The sequence below is a fragment of the Candidatus Photodesmus blepharonis genome (assembly GCF_000731795.2).
GTDB lineage: Bacteria > Pseudomonadota > Gammaproteobacteria > Enterobacterales > Vibrionaceae > Vibrio > Vibrio blepharonis.
Genome location: NZ_JGVK01000011.1, coordinates 13,971 through 32,197 on the forward strand (window position 1 = coordinate 13,971; position 18,227 = coordinate 32,197).

Below are 18,227 nucleotides of genomic sequence, written 5' to 3' on the forward strand. Positions count from 1 at the left end.
GACAATGAAACGGTCAGGTTTTACTTTACTTGAGGTGATGGTAGTGATAGTGATTTTAGGTATATTGGCAAGCTTCGTTGTTCCCAATCTTTTAGGTAACAAAGAAAAAGCAGATCAGAAAAAGGTAATTGCTGATATTGTTGCATTAGAAAATGCGTTGGATATGTATAGATTAGACAATAGTATGTATCCTACAACAGATCAAGGTCTCGCGATCTTAGTTACTAAACCTTCTGATCTTGAGTTACGAAATTATCGCAGCGGCGGCTATATAAAGCGCTTACCAAGTGATCCATGGGGAAATAGCTACAAGTATCTATACCCGGGAGATCACGGTACTCTTGATATCTTTACTTTAGGTGCTGATGCCGAAGAGGGCGGTGAAGGTGTATCAGCTGATATTGGAAATTGGAATCTTCAGGGATTTCAATAAAAGTGAAGTTAACGTATTGAGTCTTTCTTGCCAGGAAGTTTGCTTGATTTATGAAAACGTTTCGCGCTTTTACTTTTCTCGAAATCTTGTTAGTTTTGATTTTATTTTCTCTTAGCGCAGCAGTGGTAGTCGTTATTCTACCAAGTAGTGAAGATATGACTAAAAAGCGTGTAAGAGCTTTATTCAATCAAGTTAATTTCTTAAAGGAGGAAGCTATTCTTAGTGGAAAAAATTTTGGTTTATACTTTGATGAAAGTAAATCGTGTTATACGTTGATGAGTTTGAATAGCGAAGGTTGGCGACCAATTTTGGATAATCGTGTTTTTTCATCAACTAAGTTTAAGGAAGAAAGTATTGTAGTCCACTTGAATATTAATGACGAAGTTTGGAGTAATAATGGGCGTTTATTTATTCCAGAAAACTCATTTTATGGCGATGTTTTTCTTGATTTGGAAAAAAAAGAAAAGATGAAATTTCCACAGATATTGATCTTATCAAATGGAGAAGTAACTCCTGCGTCTGTAGTTATTTACTCTAAAGAGAAAAAAATTGAACAGTACGGATGGAAGATTGTTTTCAAAAAAAATGGTCAGTTGATTTTATTGCCACCAGGGAAAAAAATTGAAGATAAATAATTCTCGAGGTATGACATTACTTGAAGTACTCTTTGCGCTAGTTATTTTCTCAATGATTTCGCTTTCGGTACTTCAACTGGTTAATCAACACATTAATTTTACAGATTATTTAGAAGAAAAGATTTTTTCTGCTATGGTGATTAACAATCAAATGGCAAAAGTAATACTCAAGCCAGAGAATTTAAAGTTTATGCAGGGTGAAGAAAATTTAGCGGGGAGAATTTGGTATTGGACAATTGAACCTGTTAAAACCGCTGATGATTTGCTTCAGGCTTTTGACGTTAGTGTTTCCCGAGCAAAATCTGGTTCCTCTTTGCTTACCGTGAGGAGTTATGTTGTTAAATGAACAAATACTCAAAGGGTGAACGTAACCGTGGTTTTACGTTAGTTGAAACATTGGTATCAATAGCGGTTTTAGCTAGCTTAAGCATTGCTGTATATCAAATTGTAGATCAAGTACAAAAGAGCAATGAATTATCTTTAGAGCGTGGTAATCGCTTAAAGGAGTTACAGAGAGCTTTAATTTTTATGGATAGTGATTTTCGTCAGATGGCTGCACGTGTATTTCGTACTAATGGCGATAAATCAAGTAGTCAATTTTTGTTAAATTATGAGAACGAAAGTGTCTTATTTACTCGATTAGGTTGGCATAATCCGCAACAACGATTTCCTCGCGGAGAAGTGGCAAAAGTCGGTTATTATCTTAAAGATAAAGTGTTACAAAGAGTGTGGTGGCAATATCCAGATACTTTAGAAGGGGATATTGGGACCATAGCTCCAATTCTTACTGGTATAGAATCGTTTAATATGAAATTTTATGACGGTAATATTTGGTATGAACAATGGCAAACATTAAAAATTTTGCCTCAAGCTGTTTCTGTTATTCTTGAACTTGAAGATTATGGTGAAATTGAACGGGTTTATTTGATTGCTTCTAATCAAACTGTTAATAGCAAGTAATAAAAAGAGTGTTACCTGTATTGAAAGTTAAGACCAAGCAACAAGGTGTTGCATTAATGATTGTTTTGATGTTACTTGCTGTTATGGTTTCGATTGTTGCTACTACATCTGGGTACCTATTCATAGAATTTGATCGTATGATGAATAGAGCGCATTATCAGAAATCTTATTGGTATAGCATCGGCGCGGAGAGCTTAGCTAAAGCCATAATAAAAAAAAGTTATCGGGATAGCAAAACTGTAAATTTGTCGCAACCGTGGGCATATTCAGAATCAGTTTATTTTCTAGATTATGGAAAAATAAAAGGTCGTATGCTAGATAAGCAAGCTTGTTTCAACCTCAACGCTTTATCTATTGATAGACATAAAGGAAATATCGTCGATAAACCATATTTGGTTATAATATTTCAAACTTTGCTTAAAGAGCTTGATGTTGATAGCTATCAAGCTGAAGTGATTGCTGATTCTGTTTGGGAATTTTTGGATAAAGATAGTAGAGTGAACAGTCCAACTGGAGTGGAAGACAGTCAATATAAAGCTCTATTTCCAGCGTATGTAACACCAAATAATTTTATAGTCGACGCTAGTGAACTACGTTCGGTATATCAGGTTTCTGGAGAAATAATGGAAAAAATATTTTTCTTCGTTTGTGCTTTACCTAGCAGTGATTTTCGTCTCAATATAAACACTATTACAACAGAACAGGCTAAGTTGCTCAGTGCTATATTTATTTCACAGCTTACTGAGTTTGATGCAATAGATCTCATTGAGAATAGACCAATTAATGGTTGGTCTTCCGTTAACAAGTTTATGTCAGAAATCAAAGTTCTTTCCATTGATGAGTCAGTTCGCGAACAGGCAAAAAAATATTTAGGTGTTGATAGCGCTTATTTTGAATTAGACGCTGAAGTATTAGTAGAAAAATCTCGAATAAGAATTCGAAGTTTATTGTTTAGTCATAATAGAGACACTGTGACGGTAGTACGTCGTCGCTTTGGAGGAATCAGTGAGCGAGTTCTTAACCGTTCAACTGGGGAGTGATAAGAATGCTTCTATTTTATGGTCGATATGGTCTTCCAGACAAAACAGATTAATTACTAGTGGTAAATTAAATAGTTGGGAAAATTTTATAGAGCTGAAAGCTTATTCGCAACAAAGATACGTAAACTTACTTATTTCGGCAAAAGATGTAATTTTATCTCATTTTACAGTACCGATTGGTGCATCGGGCCAATTAGGTTCTATTCCGGCGTATTTGATGGAAGATGACATCGCTCAAGATGTGGAAGAGTTGCATTTTTCTGTGATTGCTAAAGTAGCTAATGAAGTATTTGTTTGTGCTATTGATAAGCAGTGGTTGAGCGATTTGCTTGCTGAGTTCAAAAAAATCGATATTGAAGTTAAAAAAGTGCTGCCTGATGTATTAGCATTGCCAAGTGCAGAAGGTCTTACAGCGGCTCAAATTGGTAAGCAATGGATAATTAAAAAGGGCAAGTATTTAGGTCTTAGCCTGTGTGTGGATCACTTTTCGTTATTGGTTAACTCAAACTGGGTTAAGAAAGGTGATGAATATATTCCTCTTAAAAGCTACAGTGTGTTGCCTAAATTGGATTTGAATGAAGGTCAAAATTGGCGATTAAGTGAAGAAGAGTGTTCAATTATTAATTTGCTGAGTCAAGGTGCACTAACAGAAAAATGTAACTTGTTGACAGGTTTATTTAGGTTTCATCAGCCATTTATTCACCATTATAAAGCATGGCGTAAGGTATTGCTACTAGGTATGCTTTTCGCTGCACTACTGTTGTTTTATAATATGTTCAAAATAAAAGAATTTAATGTTAAGTCAGATGCTTATCGAGCTGAGAGTGAGCGTATTTTCCGGATTTCTTTACCGGGAAAAAATAAAATTCCTACTACAAATTATTTAAAGAGAGAAATGGAGAGAGAAATAAAACATCTTTCCGAAGGTATATCCAGAACTGGTGTTTTGGTATGGATGCTTAAGTTGACAGATTTGCTTAAAACGTCTAGTTTCACGCAATTGCAGAGTATTAAATACGATGCTAGCCGTTCAGAAGTTCGCATTCGATTGAAAAGCCAAAATTTTCAAAGTTTCGAGGATATCAAATTAAAGCTTTCTGAAGAATTTGATGTTGAGCAGGGTCAATTGGAGCGTTCTGGTGAGTGGGTTGACAGTATTTTTATCTTACGAGAGTATGTGTAGTGAATAATTTGCTTTCGTCTTTAAAAGAATGGTGGCTTGATCTAAATCGATGTGAGCAATGTATAATGACGATTTTTTCTGCATTATTTGCAATTTTTATTGTTTATTTTGGAACGTGTAATCTGTTAAATAAACGAGTACATGCAGCTGAGTCGCGTTTTAGTTTCGAAAAAGAGCTACTAACTTGGGTAACCAAAAAAGCTAATGAAATTAATAAATTAAGAATTGAGAGTGGTTCCATCAATCCAACTCAATCTCTTAGCGAAGTGATTTCTTTTTCAGCTTGTGGTCATAAAGTGGAATTGATTCGTATCAAGCCACATGGTGGAATGATACAGGTGTGGACTAAACCAATTGTGTTTGGTGAGTTTGTTAGTTGGCTCAATTGTTTGAAACAGGAGTATGGAGTACGAGTTGAGCTTCTTGATATTGAGCGTTCCAATCGATCTGGTGTTATTGAAGTCAAACATTTACAATTTAGTCAGGGATAATTGTGAAGAGTATCACTGTTTTTTTAGTATTGTTTTTCTTTGTAATGCTCTCTAGTTTAGTTGCTCATATTCCTGCGCATATTGCTATAGGGTTTATTCCGGATACTTTTCCGTTTAAGGTAACTGGAGTGGAAGGAAAATTGTGGAAGGGACGTGCTGAAAAGTTTTTATGGTTAGATAAACAATTTGGATGGGTTGAGTGGGACTTTAGTGTAAGTAAGCTCTTATTAGCTAAGGTAGAGTTTATGGTTCGCTTCGGTTACAATTCCAGAATTGGTATTAATGGCGAAGGATATGTTGGTTACGGACTTTTTTTAGGCCCTTATATTGAAGATTTAGAGGTGTCCATGCCCGCTGAGTACGTGATTGATAAATACAAGGTTCCTGTTTCTTTTAAGGCAGAAGGAGAACTTAAATTCGCGATTCATCAGCTTGTTTACGATGCGCCATATTGCCAAAAAGGTAAAAGTGTGCTGCTGTGGAACACAGCTAAGATAAGTTCTCTTTTAGGAGATTTCAATTTAGGGAAGATAATGGCAAAATTAGATTGTAAAAATAATGTGATTTCTATTTTTGGTGAACAAAAAAGCAACCAAATGAGCAGCGAATTCGGAGGAAAGCTAGAAATAGATGATCGTTACGTAGTTGATGTTTGGTTTAGGCCAAAGCAGGGTTTTCCTTCAGGATTCAAGAGTACGCTGAAGTGGATGACAAAACTGGATAGCGAAGGGCGTTATAACTTTAGCTATCAACGGAATATTTTAAATTAGTCGCTGTGAAACCTTCAAATCGATCTTGTTCAATATAAATTCTTTTACAAGGATTATTTTATGATATCAGTTTAGTAATTTCAGCTGTCAACGGAGTAGATTATTTTTTGGCAACAAATAGATAGAAGGCAAGAACACTTTAATTTATTAGTTGTCATTTTTCTCAAAATATCTAAAAGAAAGCATTAATGCCGTTATGCTTCGCGCTTCACAGAAGTCAAGGTGGGCAAGCAGTTCTTCAGTTTGAGTCTGTGGCCAGCGTACAATTTCCAGTGGTTCAGGTTCATCTCCCTTTAATTTTTCTGTATACAAGTTTTTCGCTATAAATAAAGTCATGCGACTCGAAAAGTAGGAGGGTGCTAATATTACTTCTTTTAGTGGGATAAGCGTATTAGCACCGAACCCAATTTCTTCTTTTAATTCGCGCATTGCTGCTTCTTGAGGAGATTCTCCGAAGTCTATTAGACCTTTAGGAAAACCTAATTCGTAGCGTTCCGTACCAGCTGCATACTCTCTTACAAGAAGCAAATCACCTTGTTCTGTTATGGGTACGGTCATTACCGCATTGCGATTACTTGGTTTGATACGTTCATAAGTACGTTTTTCTCCATTGCTAAAGAGTAAGTTAAGCGATTCTATAGAAAAAAAACTTGATTGAGCAACTGTTTGTTTGGCTAAAATTTTAGGCAGGATACGTTTGACCATGATATTTTCTCCGAGAAACATAAGAAAAGGATAGATTTGACATAGGATATGAACTTGAAATTGTTCAATTTAGCTTTATTTTGTATTTTAAGGTATCTAGTAAGAAAATGCTCATCCTTGACCTTGTTATGTTATTAGTAATAAGAATATGTATTTCGACTATGCTCAGTTGCGTCACAAACCTTAGTTAATTCACCTTCAAATTGTTGTAATAGCTCTTTTTCAATACCTTCCCTTAGTGTCATGTCAACCATTGAACAACCATTACAACCTCCACCGAATATAACCATAGCAACGCCATCGTTAGTGATTTCAAGTAAATTCAAATAACCATTATGCTCTGCAAGTCGAGGATTTATTCGAGTTTGTATTATATACTCTACACGTTCTAAGAGGGAAGCATCACTAGCAATTGTACGCATTTTAGCGTTAGGTGCTTTTAGTGTAAGTTGGGTACCCATTTTTTCAGTGATTAAATCAATTTTAGCTTCTTTAAGAAAAGGTAAACTTAATTTATCAATGTAAGCTGAAAAACCGTCAAATTTAAATTCAGTATCTGTCGATTTGATGGATTCTTGCGAGCAGTATGAAACGCCGCACTCAGCGTTTTGCGTACCTGGATTACTGACAAATACACGGATGTTCGTATGTTTAGGTTGCTTCTCAAGTAAAAAAGAGAAGTGCGCTTGAGCTTTTTTCGTAATAAGAATTGAATTCGACATGGTGAATATACAAGTAAATCTATGGGCTGGTTCTCTTCATTATCACTCTTCATAAATTTAAGATCTAGTTTTTTTGTTAAACATTGTACGATATTGTGGTTTAATCGTCGTGTCATCGACTAAAGCTGGTACTATCCTATTGATTACCTTACAATTAATTCGAGAGTATCATTAAGACCCTTCTATACTATAAGTCGTAGAATTATCTAAATCTGATGTATTTTCGAATATTGGATACTTTGCTAACTAGGGAAAAAACAGTAAAGAGATGCACTATGATTAAGTACTATTAGTCATGCCGTTACACCTAATATTTCATCTGAAGTGTTAGTTGACCAATAGAAGTTAACTTTATAGCAATAATTATAAAGATTTTTAGGCCATTTCTCTTTCGATTAATTGGATAAGGATATGGATAATTTTTATATGCATTTCTTGAATGCGATCAGCATAACCGATATGATTGACACGAATTTCAACATCAGCTAAATCTGCAATCTTGCCTCCATTGTTTCCTGTTAACGCAACGGTGCTCATTCCTTTTTTTTTTGCTGTTTCAATTGCCTTTAGAATATTGCGAGAGTTACCTGACGTAGATAAACTAAATAGCACATCACCACTGGTTCCTACTGCTTCTGTGTAGCGAGAAAAAACAGAATCATAACCAAAATCATTACTTACGCAAGATAAGTAACTCGGATCTGAAATAGCAATACCAGGATAGCCTGGGCGACTTTCACGGTAACGTCCTGTTAATTCTTCTGCGAAATGCATAGCATCGCAATGTGAACCTCCATTTCCACAAGATAGCACCTTACCACCTAACTTAAATGAATCAGCAATTAATTTGGCTGCTATTTCAATTTTAATAATATTGCGTTCATCGCTTAAAAAATTATTTAATACGTTATTGGCTTCAGTTAATTCGCTTTTGATTAAATCGTAATACATAGACAATCTTCTATTAAATGAATATCGTTCGTATATTTGGATTGATTGAAGTTGCTACAATCTGTTTATAGAAATAAGATCTAATTGCTTACTAAAGGTTTAATAGTAATAATGACTTCAGTTCACTGATTTCTATGTCTGGTAATAATTTAGCTTGTTTTACGCTCCGATCTTTATCATTGTACCAACATGCCTGAAATCCATTTTGCTTAGCTCCTACAATATCGGTAATTAAGTGGTCACCTATGTGTAAGATTTGCTTAGCGTCTAGTCGTAAGAATTTTCTAGCTTTATCAAACATATCAGCGTAAGGCTTAGCTAAACCATCAGGACCTGCTTTCAGTACTAATTGAAAATATGGAGCCAAGCCTATTTTCTCAACATCAACATTGCCATTTGTGATTGCTACCAACGGTATTTTTTTCGCTAGTAAAGTCATTACACGGTGCGTCTCTCTAGGAACCTCAAATTGGTTTCGTAACTGCGATACTTTTTCTATTGCTGATTCTGCTACTTTAGTTGCTTTTTTCATTTCATAGCCTAACTGCTGTAGTCCTCGTTCTATTTGGCGAAATAGCCAGAGGGTTACATCATGTTCTAATAAAGGTTCTTGATCAGCTAACTTATGTTTGATTTCTTGCCACCATTCGATGGGACGACTGGCCGAAATAGGATGATTCTGATAGAGCCAACTCACCATTTCTTGTTCTAAACGATGCATAACTGGGCGATTGTCATAAAGTGTATCATCTAAATCGAAAGTCATTGCTTTGACGTCAAATAAGCGGCGATAAAAATGCATTTATTCTTTCCTTTTTTTTGCCCTTGGATGAGCTTGATCGTATACTTTAGATAGATGCTGGAAATCTAAGTGAGTATAAATCTGTGTTGTAGAAATATTTTCGTGCCCGAGAAGCTCTTGTACTGCACGCAAGTTACTGCTAGACTCAAGCATATGCGTGGCGAAGGAGTGACGTAGCTTATGTGGACTAATACGACTAGGTACCGATTGTTTTTTTCCCCATTCTGTTAAACGTTTTTGCACATTGCGATGAGAAATTCGTACACCTAACTTAGACGTAAATAGTGCATTTTCATTGTGTTTAGCGAATTGAACGCGTACTTTAATCCATTTTTTTACCCACGTTTTCGCTAATCCGGTAAATGGTACTTTACGTTCTTTATTACCTTTTCCAAGCACTCGAATTTCACCCATGCAAGCACTGATATCGTGTGTGTTAATATTAACCATTTCTGCTAAACGGAGACCTGACCCATACATTAATTCCATCATAGCACGATCACGAATAGAAAGTGGATTATTATCGTTTATTTCAAGTAATTGAAAAATTTCGTTGATGTCAAGATTTTTTGGTAAAGGACGTTCTCTACGAGGGGCTGAAACTTCTTTTGCTGGATTGATGCTTAGCTCACCACGCAGAATTAAAAAATCTAAAAAACTACGCAAGGAGGACAATCGTGTAGCCAGACAGCTGGCTTTCATGCCTTGTCTCATTCCTTTGCTAACTAATTGACGAACTTTTCTAGAATCAACTTGTTTCCATTTTTTAACACCCATCTGAATTAAATGAGAAGTAACAATTTTGAGTTGGTGTTTATAATTTTTCTGTGTATGTAAGCTCAGTCCTTTTTCCTGTTGTAGATATCTATAAAAGCAATCTAAGGATTGTTGGAAGTCACTAAACGTAATTTTGGTAACTTTTTCATTTTTCATATATTTCCCACGAAAAAACGTATGAACCAATATTTCAGAATCTAGATGCGTTTCAACTAAATTTTATTGACGATCCTATTAACCTATCGAAGATATATCGCTCTATTTAAAGATTTTTCTTTTATTCTAACCTGTATTAATTAATTTTTTGAAATTTTATTATTCTCTGAATGGATTCTATAATTTCACAAAAACGTGCTATTTGTTAATGATAAGCAGTGAAACTGTTTTTTTAAATTTCTAGCAAGAAAGTTTACCATCAAAGATATGGATGGCAGGGCCAGTCATATATAATGGTTGGTTGGGACCTTGCCATTGAATACGTAGATCGCCACCTGGTAAATGTACTGTAACTGATGAGTCTAGCAATCCTTGAATGATACCTACTGCAACAGTACCGCAAGCGTTGCTGCCGCAGGCTTGTGTTTCACCTGTGCTACGTTCATAAACACGTAAATGAACTTCCCTTCGGTTAACCACTTGCATAAAGCCAGCATTAACATTTTCAGGAAAACGTTCATGTGACTCCAATAGAGATCCAAGCGTTTCGACATCAACAATATTGACGTCATCGACGACTGTTACTACATGTGGATTTCCAACACTAACTACACCACAGAGTAAGGTATGCTTGTCTATATGTAGAGCATAAATCTTTTCTGTTTGTGTTGCATTAAATGGAATTTGGCTTGGTTCAAAATTAGGTATACCCATATTTACTGTTACTTGACCATCATGTTCAATGTTCAGAAATATTTTTCTTTTTTTCGTGCTAACACTAATATTATGTTTATTTGTTAATCCTTTCATGCGTACGAAACGTGCAAAACAACGTGCTCCATTACCGCATTGTTCTACTTCAGTTCCGTTAGCGTTGAATATACGATAGTGAAAATCAATTTCAGGATCGTATGGAGCTTCGACTATTAATAACTGGTCAAATCCAACTCCTGTATTTCGATTTGCCAAACGTCTGATAAAATCAGGTTGGAAGAAGATTTTTTGAGTAATACAATCAACAACCATAAAGTTATTACCCAGACCATGCATTTTAGAAAAATGAAAGTACATAAGCTAATTACTCCGGCAGTATACGCTCTAAGGCTGCAGATTGTACAATTTTGGATTTTCTGTAGTCTGTAGTGTATCTTTGGGCGTGTAAAGAGGACCAGTCTGCCCGCAGCCCTCAATAGTTAAAATTGAGAGTATAGATAGCAGCGAGAGTATTTTTTTCATTAATTGTATATTGTGATTTATCGATCGAATTCTTCTATAATCGCACTGCGTTTAGGAAAAATTAGGACGGAAACTATGAATAACAGCGAATTCCATCAATTGGCAGATGCACAGATGAGAATCATTGAAGAAACCATGATTCATTCAGATGCTGATATAGATTTCGAAACGTCTGGGAATGTTATGATCTTAGAATTTGGTGATTCTAGTAAAATCATTATTAATCGTCAAGAACTAATGCATGAATTGTGGTTGGCTTCGAAATCCGGTGGATTCCATTTCAAGCTAATTGGAAATAAATGGAGTTGCTCGAAAACGAGCATCGAATTGCTCGATATGGTTAAAAAAGAATGTGAAAAATATATTGGAAAAAAAATCAACTGGACTTGAGCCGTAGGTTGTGAACGAGGATGCAATCATGAATCCTTCATGATTTATGATGGTTTTCTAGTAAGTAACTACTAAGTTGTTATTATTGCTAACCATAGGGTAATGCAGATTTTTCTTGTTTTTTTATGGATGTGATTTTGCAGCATTGCGGAAAATTAAAGTTAATTATTTGAAATGAGCACTGATCTATCATTTTTAGATCGGTGATTAATTCCAGTTTGGTTGAACCTGTTCAAAACATAAATCTTGAAAATTTTTGGGTGTCTGCAAAGAAAAATTGTATTGAGTTTATAGATGGTAAGGGGATTAATTATTTCAGGAATTTGGAATGTTTTCCTCTTTAAATAATCCTACACTAATAAAATGAAAGGTAATTGATCTGTGATTAGTTTAATTAATCTAAATACACTCATAGAAATGAATAGAATTTCTCATTTGGTTGATATGTCTGTCCGTGGTGTGCGAAAAAATAAACTGTGAATTTGTTTTGTAATTTGGGTTAACCTAGTGAGTACGGATCAATACAATAAGTTGAATGAGAGTTCATAGTGGGTTTGGTAAACTTTGCGAGTTTAGTGCTTTAACTTCATCAGGTAGTAGTTCAAATGCAGTGTAAAGTTTATGTGCTAGCATACTTACATCTCGGGGGTTAATAGTTGATCCAATACTTTTGCATTGAATTAAATAGTGATAGCTCAGCATCAACGCATCAAGTAATGCGTTCTGTATCGTTCTTGCTTGTTCAGCTTGCCAATTTTGGTGATTATCTAATTTCCTAACCGTTGTTTCATTCCAATTCCATTCAGAGATAATATCAACTAGCACTTTACGGCGCCAGGTATCAGAACCAATTTTTGGTTTATAAGAAAGCTTTTCATGAGTTTTCAGATAGAAACAACGGCGAATTAAATGCAGGCGAGAGTCATCTCCAATACACTTAAGGTAGTTAGTGATCTTTTGAAGCATTAAGTAATATGGATCCATTTCATGTAGATCTTGTGATTTTGCAAAAAAATGACGTTTGACATCTATGCTTAAAAGTCGAGTGTGTGGATGTTCCCATGAATATGCTTCTAGCAAAGTAGCCTTTAATACCGATTTATATGGTGCATCGATACTCTTATAGAGTTGCCAAAGATTTGAAGAGAAATACTCTTCTGCAGGGATATAGGTAAGTTTACCAAAATCAAGCCATTCACTGCTTCTTATATAACCTAGGTCATATAAATTCTCTACGTATTCATCGTAATATGCGTCCATATTTGGAGGTACAATTTGCCACAGCAACCTTTTTCCTGCTAAGCGTACAGCTGAACGATAAAATTCGTCAAGCAACAATAAATGTTGAGAGGATCTACTGTTACTGACAGCCATTTCTTTCGAGTGGTCGTTTCTGAAGTATTCTTCGTCCATCAAAAAGAAATTTACTTCAACTTCTTGTTTTTTTGCCCAATCAGTAATTAATAGACACTTGTTTGTTAAATTGTTACGTTGTTCATTACTCATTTTAGGAGATACACTTACCCAAATATCTAGATCGCTGGATGTATTTTGAGCAATAGATGAAGTGCTACCCATAGCGTATAGACCTAATATCTCTTCCGCTTCAGTACTCTCAAATTTCTGATCAGTTCTTAACTGGACATCTCTTATAAATTGTTGCTGAATTTTATTAAGCTCTAATCCATATACACCGCATGGTACATCGGGACTATAATAGCCAGGAATGGCAGGGTGATTAAAATGGAGTAACGCAGGGACGAGATGGAACACGTTTCGGCTTTGTAAATTCATAAGTAAAAGTGCACGTTCAATGCGTTGTTGATTTAGATCGTCTAATCTCCGAACTAAAGTCTTCATATAGGCTTGCAAAGCTAATTCCTTGATTGTATTATAAATAGGTATTTTTATGATATTGCATTCCAATCGTTGTATAGCAGATACTATGTTGCTTTCATAGAATGGTAAAGGGGTTTATTTCACCTGCGCTGTTTTATTTATATTGATTTGTTTTAGCAGATTCGTTTAGGTGTTTCAGTTAATATTCATAGCAGCTATTTTCTAAATAATTTAAAGAGACCTTAATGATACAAGCAATGCCTATCCGAATTGCTACACGTAAAAGTCCGCTAGCATTATGGCAAGCTCATTATGTTAAAAACGCACTAAAAGCAAAATATCCTGGATTGGAAATTGATTTAGTGACTATCGTGACTAAAGGTGATGTCATTTTGGATACTCCTTTAGCTAATATTGGTGGTAAAGGGCTATTCATAAAAGAGTTAGAACTGGCTATATTGGAAAATCGAGCAGATTTAGCTGTTCACTCAATGAAAGATGTACCGGTCACTTTACCTGATGGTTTAGGTTTGGTTGCAGTTTGTGAGCGCGAAGATCCTCGCGATGCGTTTATTTCTAATATCTACGCTTGCATTGATGATCTACCACGAGGCGCGGTTATTGGTACATGTAGTCTACGCAGACAGTGTCAAATTAAGGAATATCGTCCTGATATTGTGATCAAAGAACTCCGGGGTAATATAGATACTCGTTTAGATAAACTTGATGCTTGTAAATATGATGCTATTGTTCTTGCTTCAGCTGGTTTAAAGCGTCTAAAACGTCAAGATCGTATTCGTAGTTTTATAGAACCAGAAAAATCTTTACCTGCGGCAGGGCAAGGTGCTATTGGGATTGAATGTCGTCTTGATGATAAGAAATTATCTCAACTTCTTGCTCCATTAAACCACCAGGATACCGTTGATCAGATTTTATGTGAGAGGATTATTAATTTTGTTTTACAAGGATGCTGTCGAGTGCCAATTGGTAGTTATGCACTATTAGATGGCGATACTATTTGGTTGCGTGCTTTAGTAGGCAAACCTGATGGTTCTTTGATTGTGCGAGGGGAGATTAAAGGTTTTCGTAAAGATCTGGAGACGCTAGGAGTTGAGTTAGCTAATAAATTATTGAATGATGGCGCCCGTGAGATTTTATCTAAATTTTACTCTAGGGATAAAAGTTATGATGGTGTTGGTTACTCGTCCAGGTAAACAGGGATGGAAATTGTGTCAACTGTTAACGCAGCATAATATTGCTTCTATCCATCATCCGTTGATTTCTATACAATCGGAGCCGAGTTTATCGGATTTTGGATCAGAATTGTATGAGTTCGATATAATCATCGCAATTAGCCAGCATGCCGTAATTTGTGTTCAGGAAGCTCTTATTAATTCCTCTTTTGTTTGGCCCAAGTCTGCTGTCTATTTTGCTATTGGTGAAAAAACTGCAAAAATTTTAAGCAGAGTAACTCAGAAGAAGGTGTACCATCCGAGCCAAAGTGGTAGTGAAAATCTTTTAGCTATGCCTAAATTGCGTAATGTAGAAAAAAAAAGAATTTTGATACTACGTGGTAATAGTGGAAGAGAACTCATTTTTGACACGCTGTTCAGACGCCAAGCGATAGTAAGGTATCAGCAAACATATCGACGAGCTCTTATACCATTTAATTCTCACACTCAAATTTTGCACTGGAAAAATAATAATGTTGATACTTTAGTTGTGACAAGTATTGGTCAGCTTCAATTTTTGTTGTCTCAAATGAAGTCATATAGAATTTGGTTGCAAGATCTTGTTTTGTTTGTACCAAGTGTGCGTATTGTTGTTGAGGCGGAGAAAATGGGATTTACTCGCGTTATAAACAGTAGTAGTGCATCGAATTTGAAAATAATAGAAGCTATTCAGATGTATAAATAAGATAGAGTATATTTTAACGATAAACAAAAGTTAGAAATGTGGGATGATGAGTTCAGTGAAGTATAAGGTTGTATTAGTCACTATTGTTACATTTTTAATATTAACGACCGGTGCTTTTATTTTTCAAATATATAGAAAAAGCGCACAATACGAGGCACAAATTTCGGAACTTAGTGCCCAATTAGATTTAATTCAAGAGAACATGGGGTTAATAGAGAGAAGTGTTTTACATAAAACAACAGAGATTACCAATAGAGTAGAAACCGTTTTTTCTCAACAAAGAAAGAACATTGAGAATGTCCGGCTTCTTCTTGATGATGTTAAAATTCTTCGTCCAAAAGATTGGTTGTTAGCTGAAGTTCATTATCTTGTTAGGTTAACAGAAAAAAAACTCTTTTTCGAACATGATGTTATTAGTGCGATAAGACTGATGGAAAGTGCTGACCAGCGTATCGCTGCCTTGGATGATTTAGGTTTAGTTTTTTTACGAGAAGCCATATCAGATGATATTCTGAAACTTAAACAAGTTTCTCCGATTGATCGCCACAGTCTAGTTCTTAGTCTTATTAATCTGCAAAAAAAAGTTGATAATCTTCCTCTCATTAATTACACGCTGTTAAGTGACGCACTTGAAAGCAAAGAAACGGCACTGCAAGATACTAAGGGCTGGCAGAGTCATTTGAAAACGTCACTAAAAGATTTCTTAAAGATTTTCTTTACCTTTAAGACTTATAGTGGCGATTCTATTCCGCTTTTATCTCGTCAGACACACATTTATGTAAAAGAAAATATCAAATCAAAAATTGAAACGGCTATTAATTCGGTTTACGCACAGCAGAATGAGATTTACATTACATCTTTAAACGTTGTTGCAAAGTGGTCGTTAATTTCTTTTGAGCAGCAGGATAGTGCTGTTATGGAATTCAATAAACTTTTGGATGAATTAACTGAACAAAGTCTTCTTTTTGAGTATCCAGAAAAACTTCAAACTTCAAATATAATATCTGATGTAGTCGCTGATCGTTTTTATACTCCTATAAGTGTAAAGGACAATCAGTAATGTTTAAATTATTTTTGATATTCATTTTGCTTGGTATTGGATTATTTTTAGGTACGCAATATTCCGAGCAGCAGGGTTATGTATTAATTTCTGCTGGAAATTCAATACTTGAGATGAGTGTAACAACCTTAGTTTCATTAGTAATTGGTTGCTTATGTACTGTATTTGTTTGTCTGTCTTTAATTAAAAAAGTATTGCGTATAAGTTTAAGTATTTGGAACTTATCAAACATTTCCAAGCTAGAAAAATCGTATCATTGTACGAATGAAGGTGTTATCAAGTTATTTGAAGGGGATTGGAAAGCAGCGGAGAAAAACGTTCTTCGTTTTTCGGATCATCACGATACTCCGTTATTATGTTATTTAGTTGCCGCTAAAGCTGCACAAGAAATGGGAAATAAGAGAAAACGCGATCAATATCTTGACTTCGCTTCTCAGCAGAAGAACTCTCAGCTTGCAGTAGAGCTCACTAAGGCAAAGCAAAAAATTGATGAATCAGAATTTAGTCTTGCTTTTGATATCTTAATAAATTTAAAAAAAGAGTATCCGAATAATTGTATTTTATTAAATTTACTCAAATTGGTTTATCTTCAGCTTAATTTATGGAGGCCTTTGCTTGATTTGTTGCCTGCTTTAATTAAAGTTAGGCTGATTAATTTAGAAGAGAAACATAAGCTTATACAAAGAGCACAGTGTGGTTTATTATCTGACATTGCTCAGGAAAAAGGTAAGCAGGGTTTAATTGACTATTGGAATCAATTGCCTCAAAAAAGTAAATCTGATTCTCATTTAATGTATTGTTTCGCCAAACAACTAATCATTTGTAAAGCTGATTCTGAAGCTTATGTTGTAGTGAAAAAAGCTATTGAGAAATATCCTTATTCATCTGTTTATTATGAATTACTTCCAGAGATGAGTTTAACGGATAGTCGACCTGCAATACTGTTTTTAAAGCACTGTTTAAAAAGAGATGGGAACAATTCCGCTGTGCATGGTGCTATTGCACGGTTTTATATACGAGACAAGAATTGGAATGAAGCTCGACGACATTTAGAAAAATGGGTCCTATCCATTCATTGAGCATGAACTATATTTTTCAGCGGTTTTCTGCAGTGTAGAATTTTTATTCACAATGAAAATTTTCTGTGTTGCGATATACAGAATTTAGGTTTTATTCCTTTTCTCGTCAGTTGATTTAGTAAGAGTTACATAATGTTTTAAATTTGTTTTTTGTTTTATGTGGAGCTTTTAATTACGTGATTTTAGACAAACTGTGTGCCTATTGGCGAATTATGCGTATGGATCGTCCAATAGGTTTAATGCTTTTAATTTGGCCTACATTGTGGTCCTTAATTATAGCTTCTGAGGGTAAACCTAAGCTAAGTATTTTGGTGATCTTTATAGTAGGCGCCATTTTGATGCGTTCGGCTGGTTGTGTGATCAATGATCTTGCAGATCGTAAGATTGATGGTTATGTTAAAAGAACCCGGGATCGTCCTATACCTTCTGGTTTAGTTTCTACTGTAGAAGCTATTTTTCTTTTTTTTCTGTTAAGTATTTTTTCTTTTTTTCTCATAGTTAACACTATGAATGCATTGACTGTTAAATTGTCTTTTATTGGGATTATATTAGTTTGTGTTTACCCATTTATGAAGCGTTTTACTCACTTATCGCAGCTTTTTTTGGGGTTAACTTTTAGCTGGTCTATTCCGATGGCCTGGGCTGCTGAAACAAATGAGCTTTCGATGATGGTTTGGTATATATTTACTATTAATTTTTTTTGGACTGTTGCTTATGATACCCAATATGCAATGGTAGATAGGGATGATGATCTTAAGGTTGGGGTTAAATCTACTGCCATACTATTTGCTCATTTTGATAGAATGATTGTTGGAGGATTGCAATTAATCATTATGATCATGTTGATTATGTTGGGTATTTTTTATGAATTTGTCAGTTATTTTTATTGGATTCTTTTTATTATAGGTGTTTTATTTATATTTCAACAACGACTGATCAAAGATCGTAAACGGGAAAATTGTTTTAAAGCTTTCTTAAACAATAATTATGTAGGCATCAGCATCATGATGGCATTACTGATTGCGTTTCATAATTAAGCCTTTGTTTTGTTATCAATTGATTACTTCTGAATTGAATATTT

Annotated in this window: 21 protein-coding genes and 1 pseudogene; 14 read left to right on the forward strand and 8 right to left on the reverse strand. The window is 35.0% G+C overall.

Annotation, left to right across the window (positions count from 1 at the left end):
- The first annotated feature begins 4 nt into the window (after positions 1 to 4).
- From gspG to CF67_RS02165, 8 genes are read left to right on the forward strand one after another with little or no spacing between them, the layout of a single operon-like run.
- Positions 5 to 433: a type II secretion system major pseudopilin GspG gene (gspG, locus tag CF67_RS02130; RefSeq protein ID WP_034413796.1), complete on the forward strand. Its 429-nt coding sequence runs from the start codon at positions 5 to 7 to the stop codon at positions 431 to 433.
- Between the two features lie 50 nt (positions 434 to 483).
- Positions 484 to 1,068 (forward strand): pilus assembly FimT family protein, encoded by a 585-nt coding sequence (locus CF67_RS02135; protein WP_034413799.1) that lies wholly within the window; start codon positions 484 to 486, stop codon positions 1,066 to 1,068.
- Positions 1,061 to 1,414 carry a type II secretion system minor pseudopilin GspI gene (gene gspI / locus CF67_RS02140; RefSeq protein ID WP_034413834.1) on the forward strand — a complete coding sequence of 118 codons (354 nt, stop codon included), beginning with the start codon at positions 1,061 to 1,063 and terminating at the stop codon, positions 1,412 to 1,414. Before CF67_RS02135 ends, gspI begins: the two co-directional genes overlap by 8 nt.
- Positions 1,411 to 2,028, forward strand: a complete 618-nt coding sequence (gspJ, locus tag CF67_RS02145) for a type II secretion system minor pseudopilin GspJ (RefSeq protein WP_034413801.1) — start codon at positions 1,411 to 1,413, stop codon at positions 2,026 to 2,028. The genes gspI and gspJ overlap by 4 nt, the downstream gene beginning before the upstream one ends.
- 8 nt (positions 2,029 to 2,036) lie before the next feature.
- Positions 2,037 to 3,068, forward strand: a complete 1,032-nt coding sequence (gene gspK, locus CF67_RS02150) for a type II secretion system minor pseudopilin GspK (RefSeq protein WP_278184768.1) — start codon at positions 2,037 to 2,039, stop codon at positions 3,066 to 3,068.
- On the forward strand, positions 3,034 to 4,251 hold the full coding sequence (gspL, locus tag CF67_RS02155) for a type II secretion system protein GspL (RefSeq protein WP_034413803.1): 1,218 nt from the start codon (positions 3,034 to 3,036) through the stop codon (positions 4,249 to 4,251). Before gspK ends, gspL begins: the two co-directional genes overlap by 35 nt.
- Positions 4,251 to 4,742 (forward strand): type II secretion system protein M, encoded by a 492-nt coding sequence (locus CF67_RS02160; protein ID WP_034413805.1) that lies wholly within the window; start codon positions 4,251 to 4,253, stop codon positions 4,740 to 4,742. The genes gspL and CF67_RS02160 overlap by 1 nt, the downstream gene beginning before the upstream one ends.
- Positions 4,743 to 4,744: 2 nt before the next feature.
- Positions 4,745 to 5,512, forward strand: coding sequence for a type II secretion system protein N (locus CF67_RS02165; protein ID WP_052538040.1), 768 nt, complete (start codon positions 4,745 to 4,747; stop codon positions 5,510 to 5,512).
- A 147-nt stretch (positions 5,513 to 5,659) separates the two neighbouring features.
- Here CF67_RS02165 and nudE read toward each other — a convergent pair whose 3' ends face one another.
- The 7 genes from nudE to lptM all read right to left on the reverse strand — a co-directional run bounded on the left by nudE (position 5,660) and on the right by lptM (position 10,861).
- Positions 5,660 to 6,217, reverse strand: a complete 558-nt coding sequence (nudE, locus tag CF67_RS02170; protein ID WP_034413806.1) for an ADP compounds hydrolase NudE — start codon at positions 6,215 to 6,217, stop codon at positions 5,660 to 5,662.
- 134 nt (positions 6,218 to 6,351) lie between these two features.
- The gene (gene nfuA / locus CF67_RS02175) at positions 6,352 to 6,939 is read right to left on the reverse strand and encodes a Fe-S biogenesis protein NfuA (RefSeq protein ID WP_034413807.1); all 588 of its coding nucleotides are present in this window, start codon (positions 6,937 to 6,939) and stop codon (positions 6,352 to 6,354) included.
- A gap of 375 nt (positions 6,940 to 7,314) precedes the next feature.
- Positions 7,315 to 7,890, reverse strand: a complete 576-nt coding sequence (gene lpcA / locus CF67_RS02180; RefSeq protein WP_034413809.1) for a D-sedoheptulose 7-phosphate isomerase — start codon at positions 7,888 to 7,890, stop codon at positions 7,315 to 7,317.
- A gap of 91 nt (positions 7,891 to 7,981) precedes the next feature.
- Positions 7,982 to 8,692, reverse strand: coding sequence for a 5-amino-6-(5-phospho-D-ribitylamino)uracil phosphatase YigB (gene yigB / locus CF67_RS02185; protein WP_034413811.1), 711 nt, complete (start codon positions 8,690 to 8,692; stop codon positions 7,982 to 7,984).
- Positions 8,693 to 9,625: a tyrosine recombinase XerC gene (xerC, locus tag CF67_RS02190; protein WP_034413814.1), complete on the reverse strand. Its 933-nt coding sequence runs from the start codon at positions 9,623 to 9,625 to the stop codon at positions 8,693 to 8,695.
- 240 nt (positions 9,626 to 9,865) lie between these two features.
- On the reverse strand, positions 9,866 to 10,696 hold the full coding sequence (gene dapF / locus CF67_RS02195; RefSeq protein ID WP_034413817.1) for a diaminopimelate epimerase: 831 nt from the start codon (positions 10,694 to 10,696) through the stop codon (positions 9,866 to 9,868).
- Positions 10,697 to 10,723: 27 nt separating this feature from the next.
- Positions 10,724 to 10,861 carry an LPS translocon maturation chaperone LptM gene (lptM, locus tag CF67_RS05190; RefSeq protein WP_420887588.1) on the reverse strand — a complete coding sequence of 46 codons (138 nt, stop codon included), beginning with the start codon at positions 10,859 to 10,861 and terminating at the stop codon, positions 10,724 to 10,726.
- 75 nt (positions 10,862 to 10,936) lie between these two features.
- On the opposite strand from lptM, the gene cyaY reads away from it, so the two are divergent.
- Positions 10,937 to 11,251 carry an iron donor protein CyaY gene (gene cyaY, locus CF67_RS02200; RefSeq protein WP_034413820.1) on the forward strand — a complete coding sequence of 105 codons (315 nt, stop codon included), beginning with the start codon at positions 10,937 to 10,939 and terminating at the stop codon, positions 11,249 to 11,251.
- Positions 11,252 to 11,803: 552 nt separating this feature from the next.
- Here the strand turns inward: cyaY and CF67_RS02205 are convergent.
- Positions 11,804 to 13,123: pseudogene (locus CF67_RS02205) on the reverse strand (class I adenylate cyclase); the annotation flags it as partial.
- Between the two features lie 212 nt (positions 13,124 to 13,335).
- Between CF67_RS02205 and hemC the strand changes: the two are divergent.
- The 5 genes from hemC (at position 13,336) to ubiA (ending at position 18,183) form a co-directional block, all read left to right on the forward strand.
- The gene (gene hemC, locus CF67_RS02210) at positions 13,336 to 14,304 is read left to right on the forward strand and encodes a hydroxymethylbilane synthase (protein WP_052538043.1); all 969 of its coding nucleotides are present in this window, start codon (positions 13,336 to 13,338) and stop codon (positions 14,302 to 14,304) included.
- Positions 14,276 to 15,007 (forward strand): uroporphyrinogen-III synthase, encoded by a 732-nt coding sequence (locus CF67_RS02215; protein ID WP_034413822.1) that lies wholly within the window; start codon positions 14,276 to 14,278, stop codon positions 15,005 to 15,007. The genes hemC and CF67_RS02215 overlap by 29 nt, the downstream gene beginning before the upstream one ends.
- A gap of 55 nt (positions 15,008 to 15,062) precedes the next feature.
- A complete protein-coding gene (locus tag CF67_RS02220; RefSeq protein ID WP_172642390.1) occupies positions 15,063 to 16,067 on the forward strand; it encodes a uroporphyrinogen-III C-methyltransferase in 1,005 nt (334 codons plus the stop codon).
- The gene (locus CF67_RS02225) at positions 16,067 to 17,146 is read left to right on the forward strand and encodes a heme biosynthesis HemY N-terminal domain-containing protein (protein WP_052538046.1); all 1,080 of its coding nucleotides are present in this window, start codon (positions 16,067 to 16,069) and stop codon (positions 17,144 to 17,146) included. The genes CF67_RS02220 and CF67_RS02225 overlap by 1 nt, the downstream gene beginning before the upstream one ends.
- A gap of 176 nt (positions 17,147 to 17,322) precedes the next feature.
- Positions 17,323 to 18,183 (forward strand): 4-hydroxybenzoate octaprenyltransferase, encoded by an 861-nt coding sequence (gene ubiA / locus CF67_RS02230; RefSeq protein ID WP_034413825.1) that lies wholly within the window; start codon positions 17,323 to 17,325, stop codon positions 18,181 to 18,183.
- Positions 18,184 to 18,227: the final 44 nt, after the last annotated feature.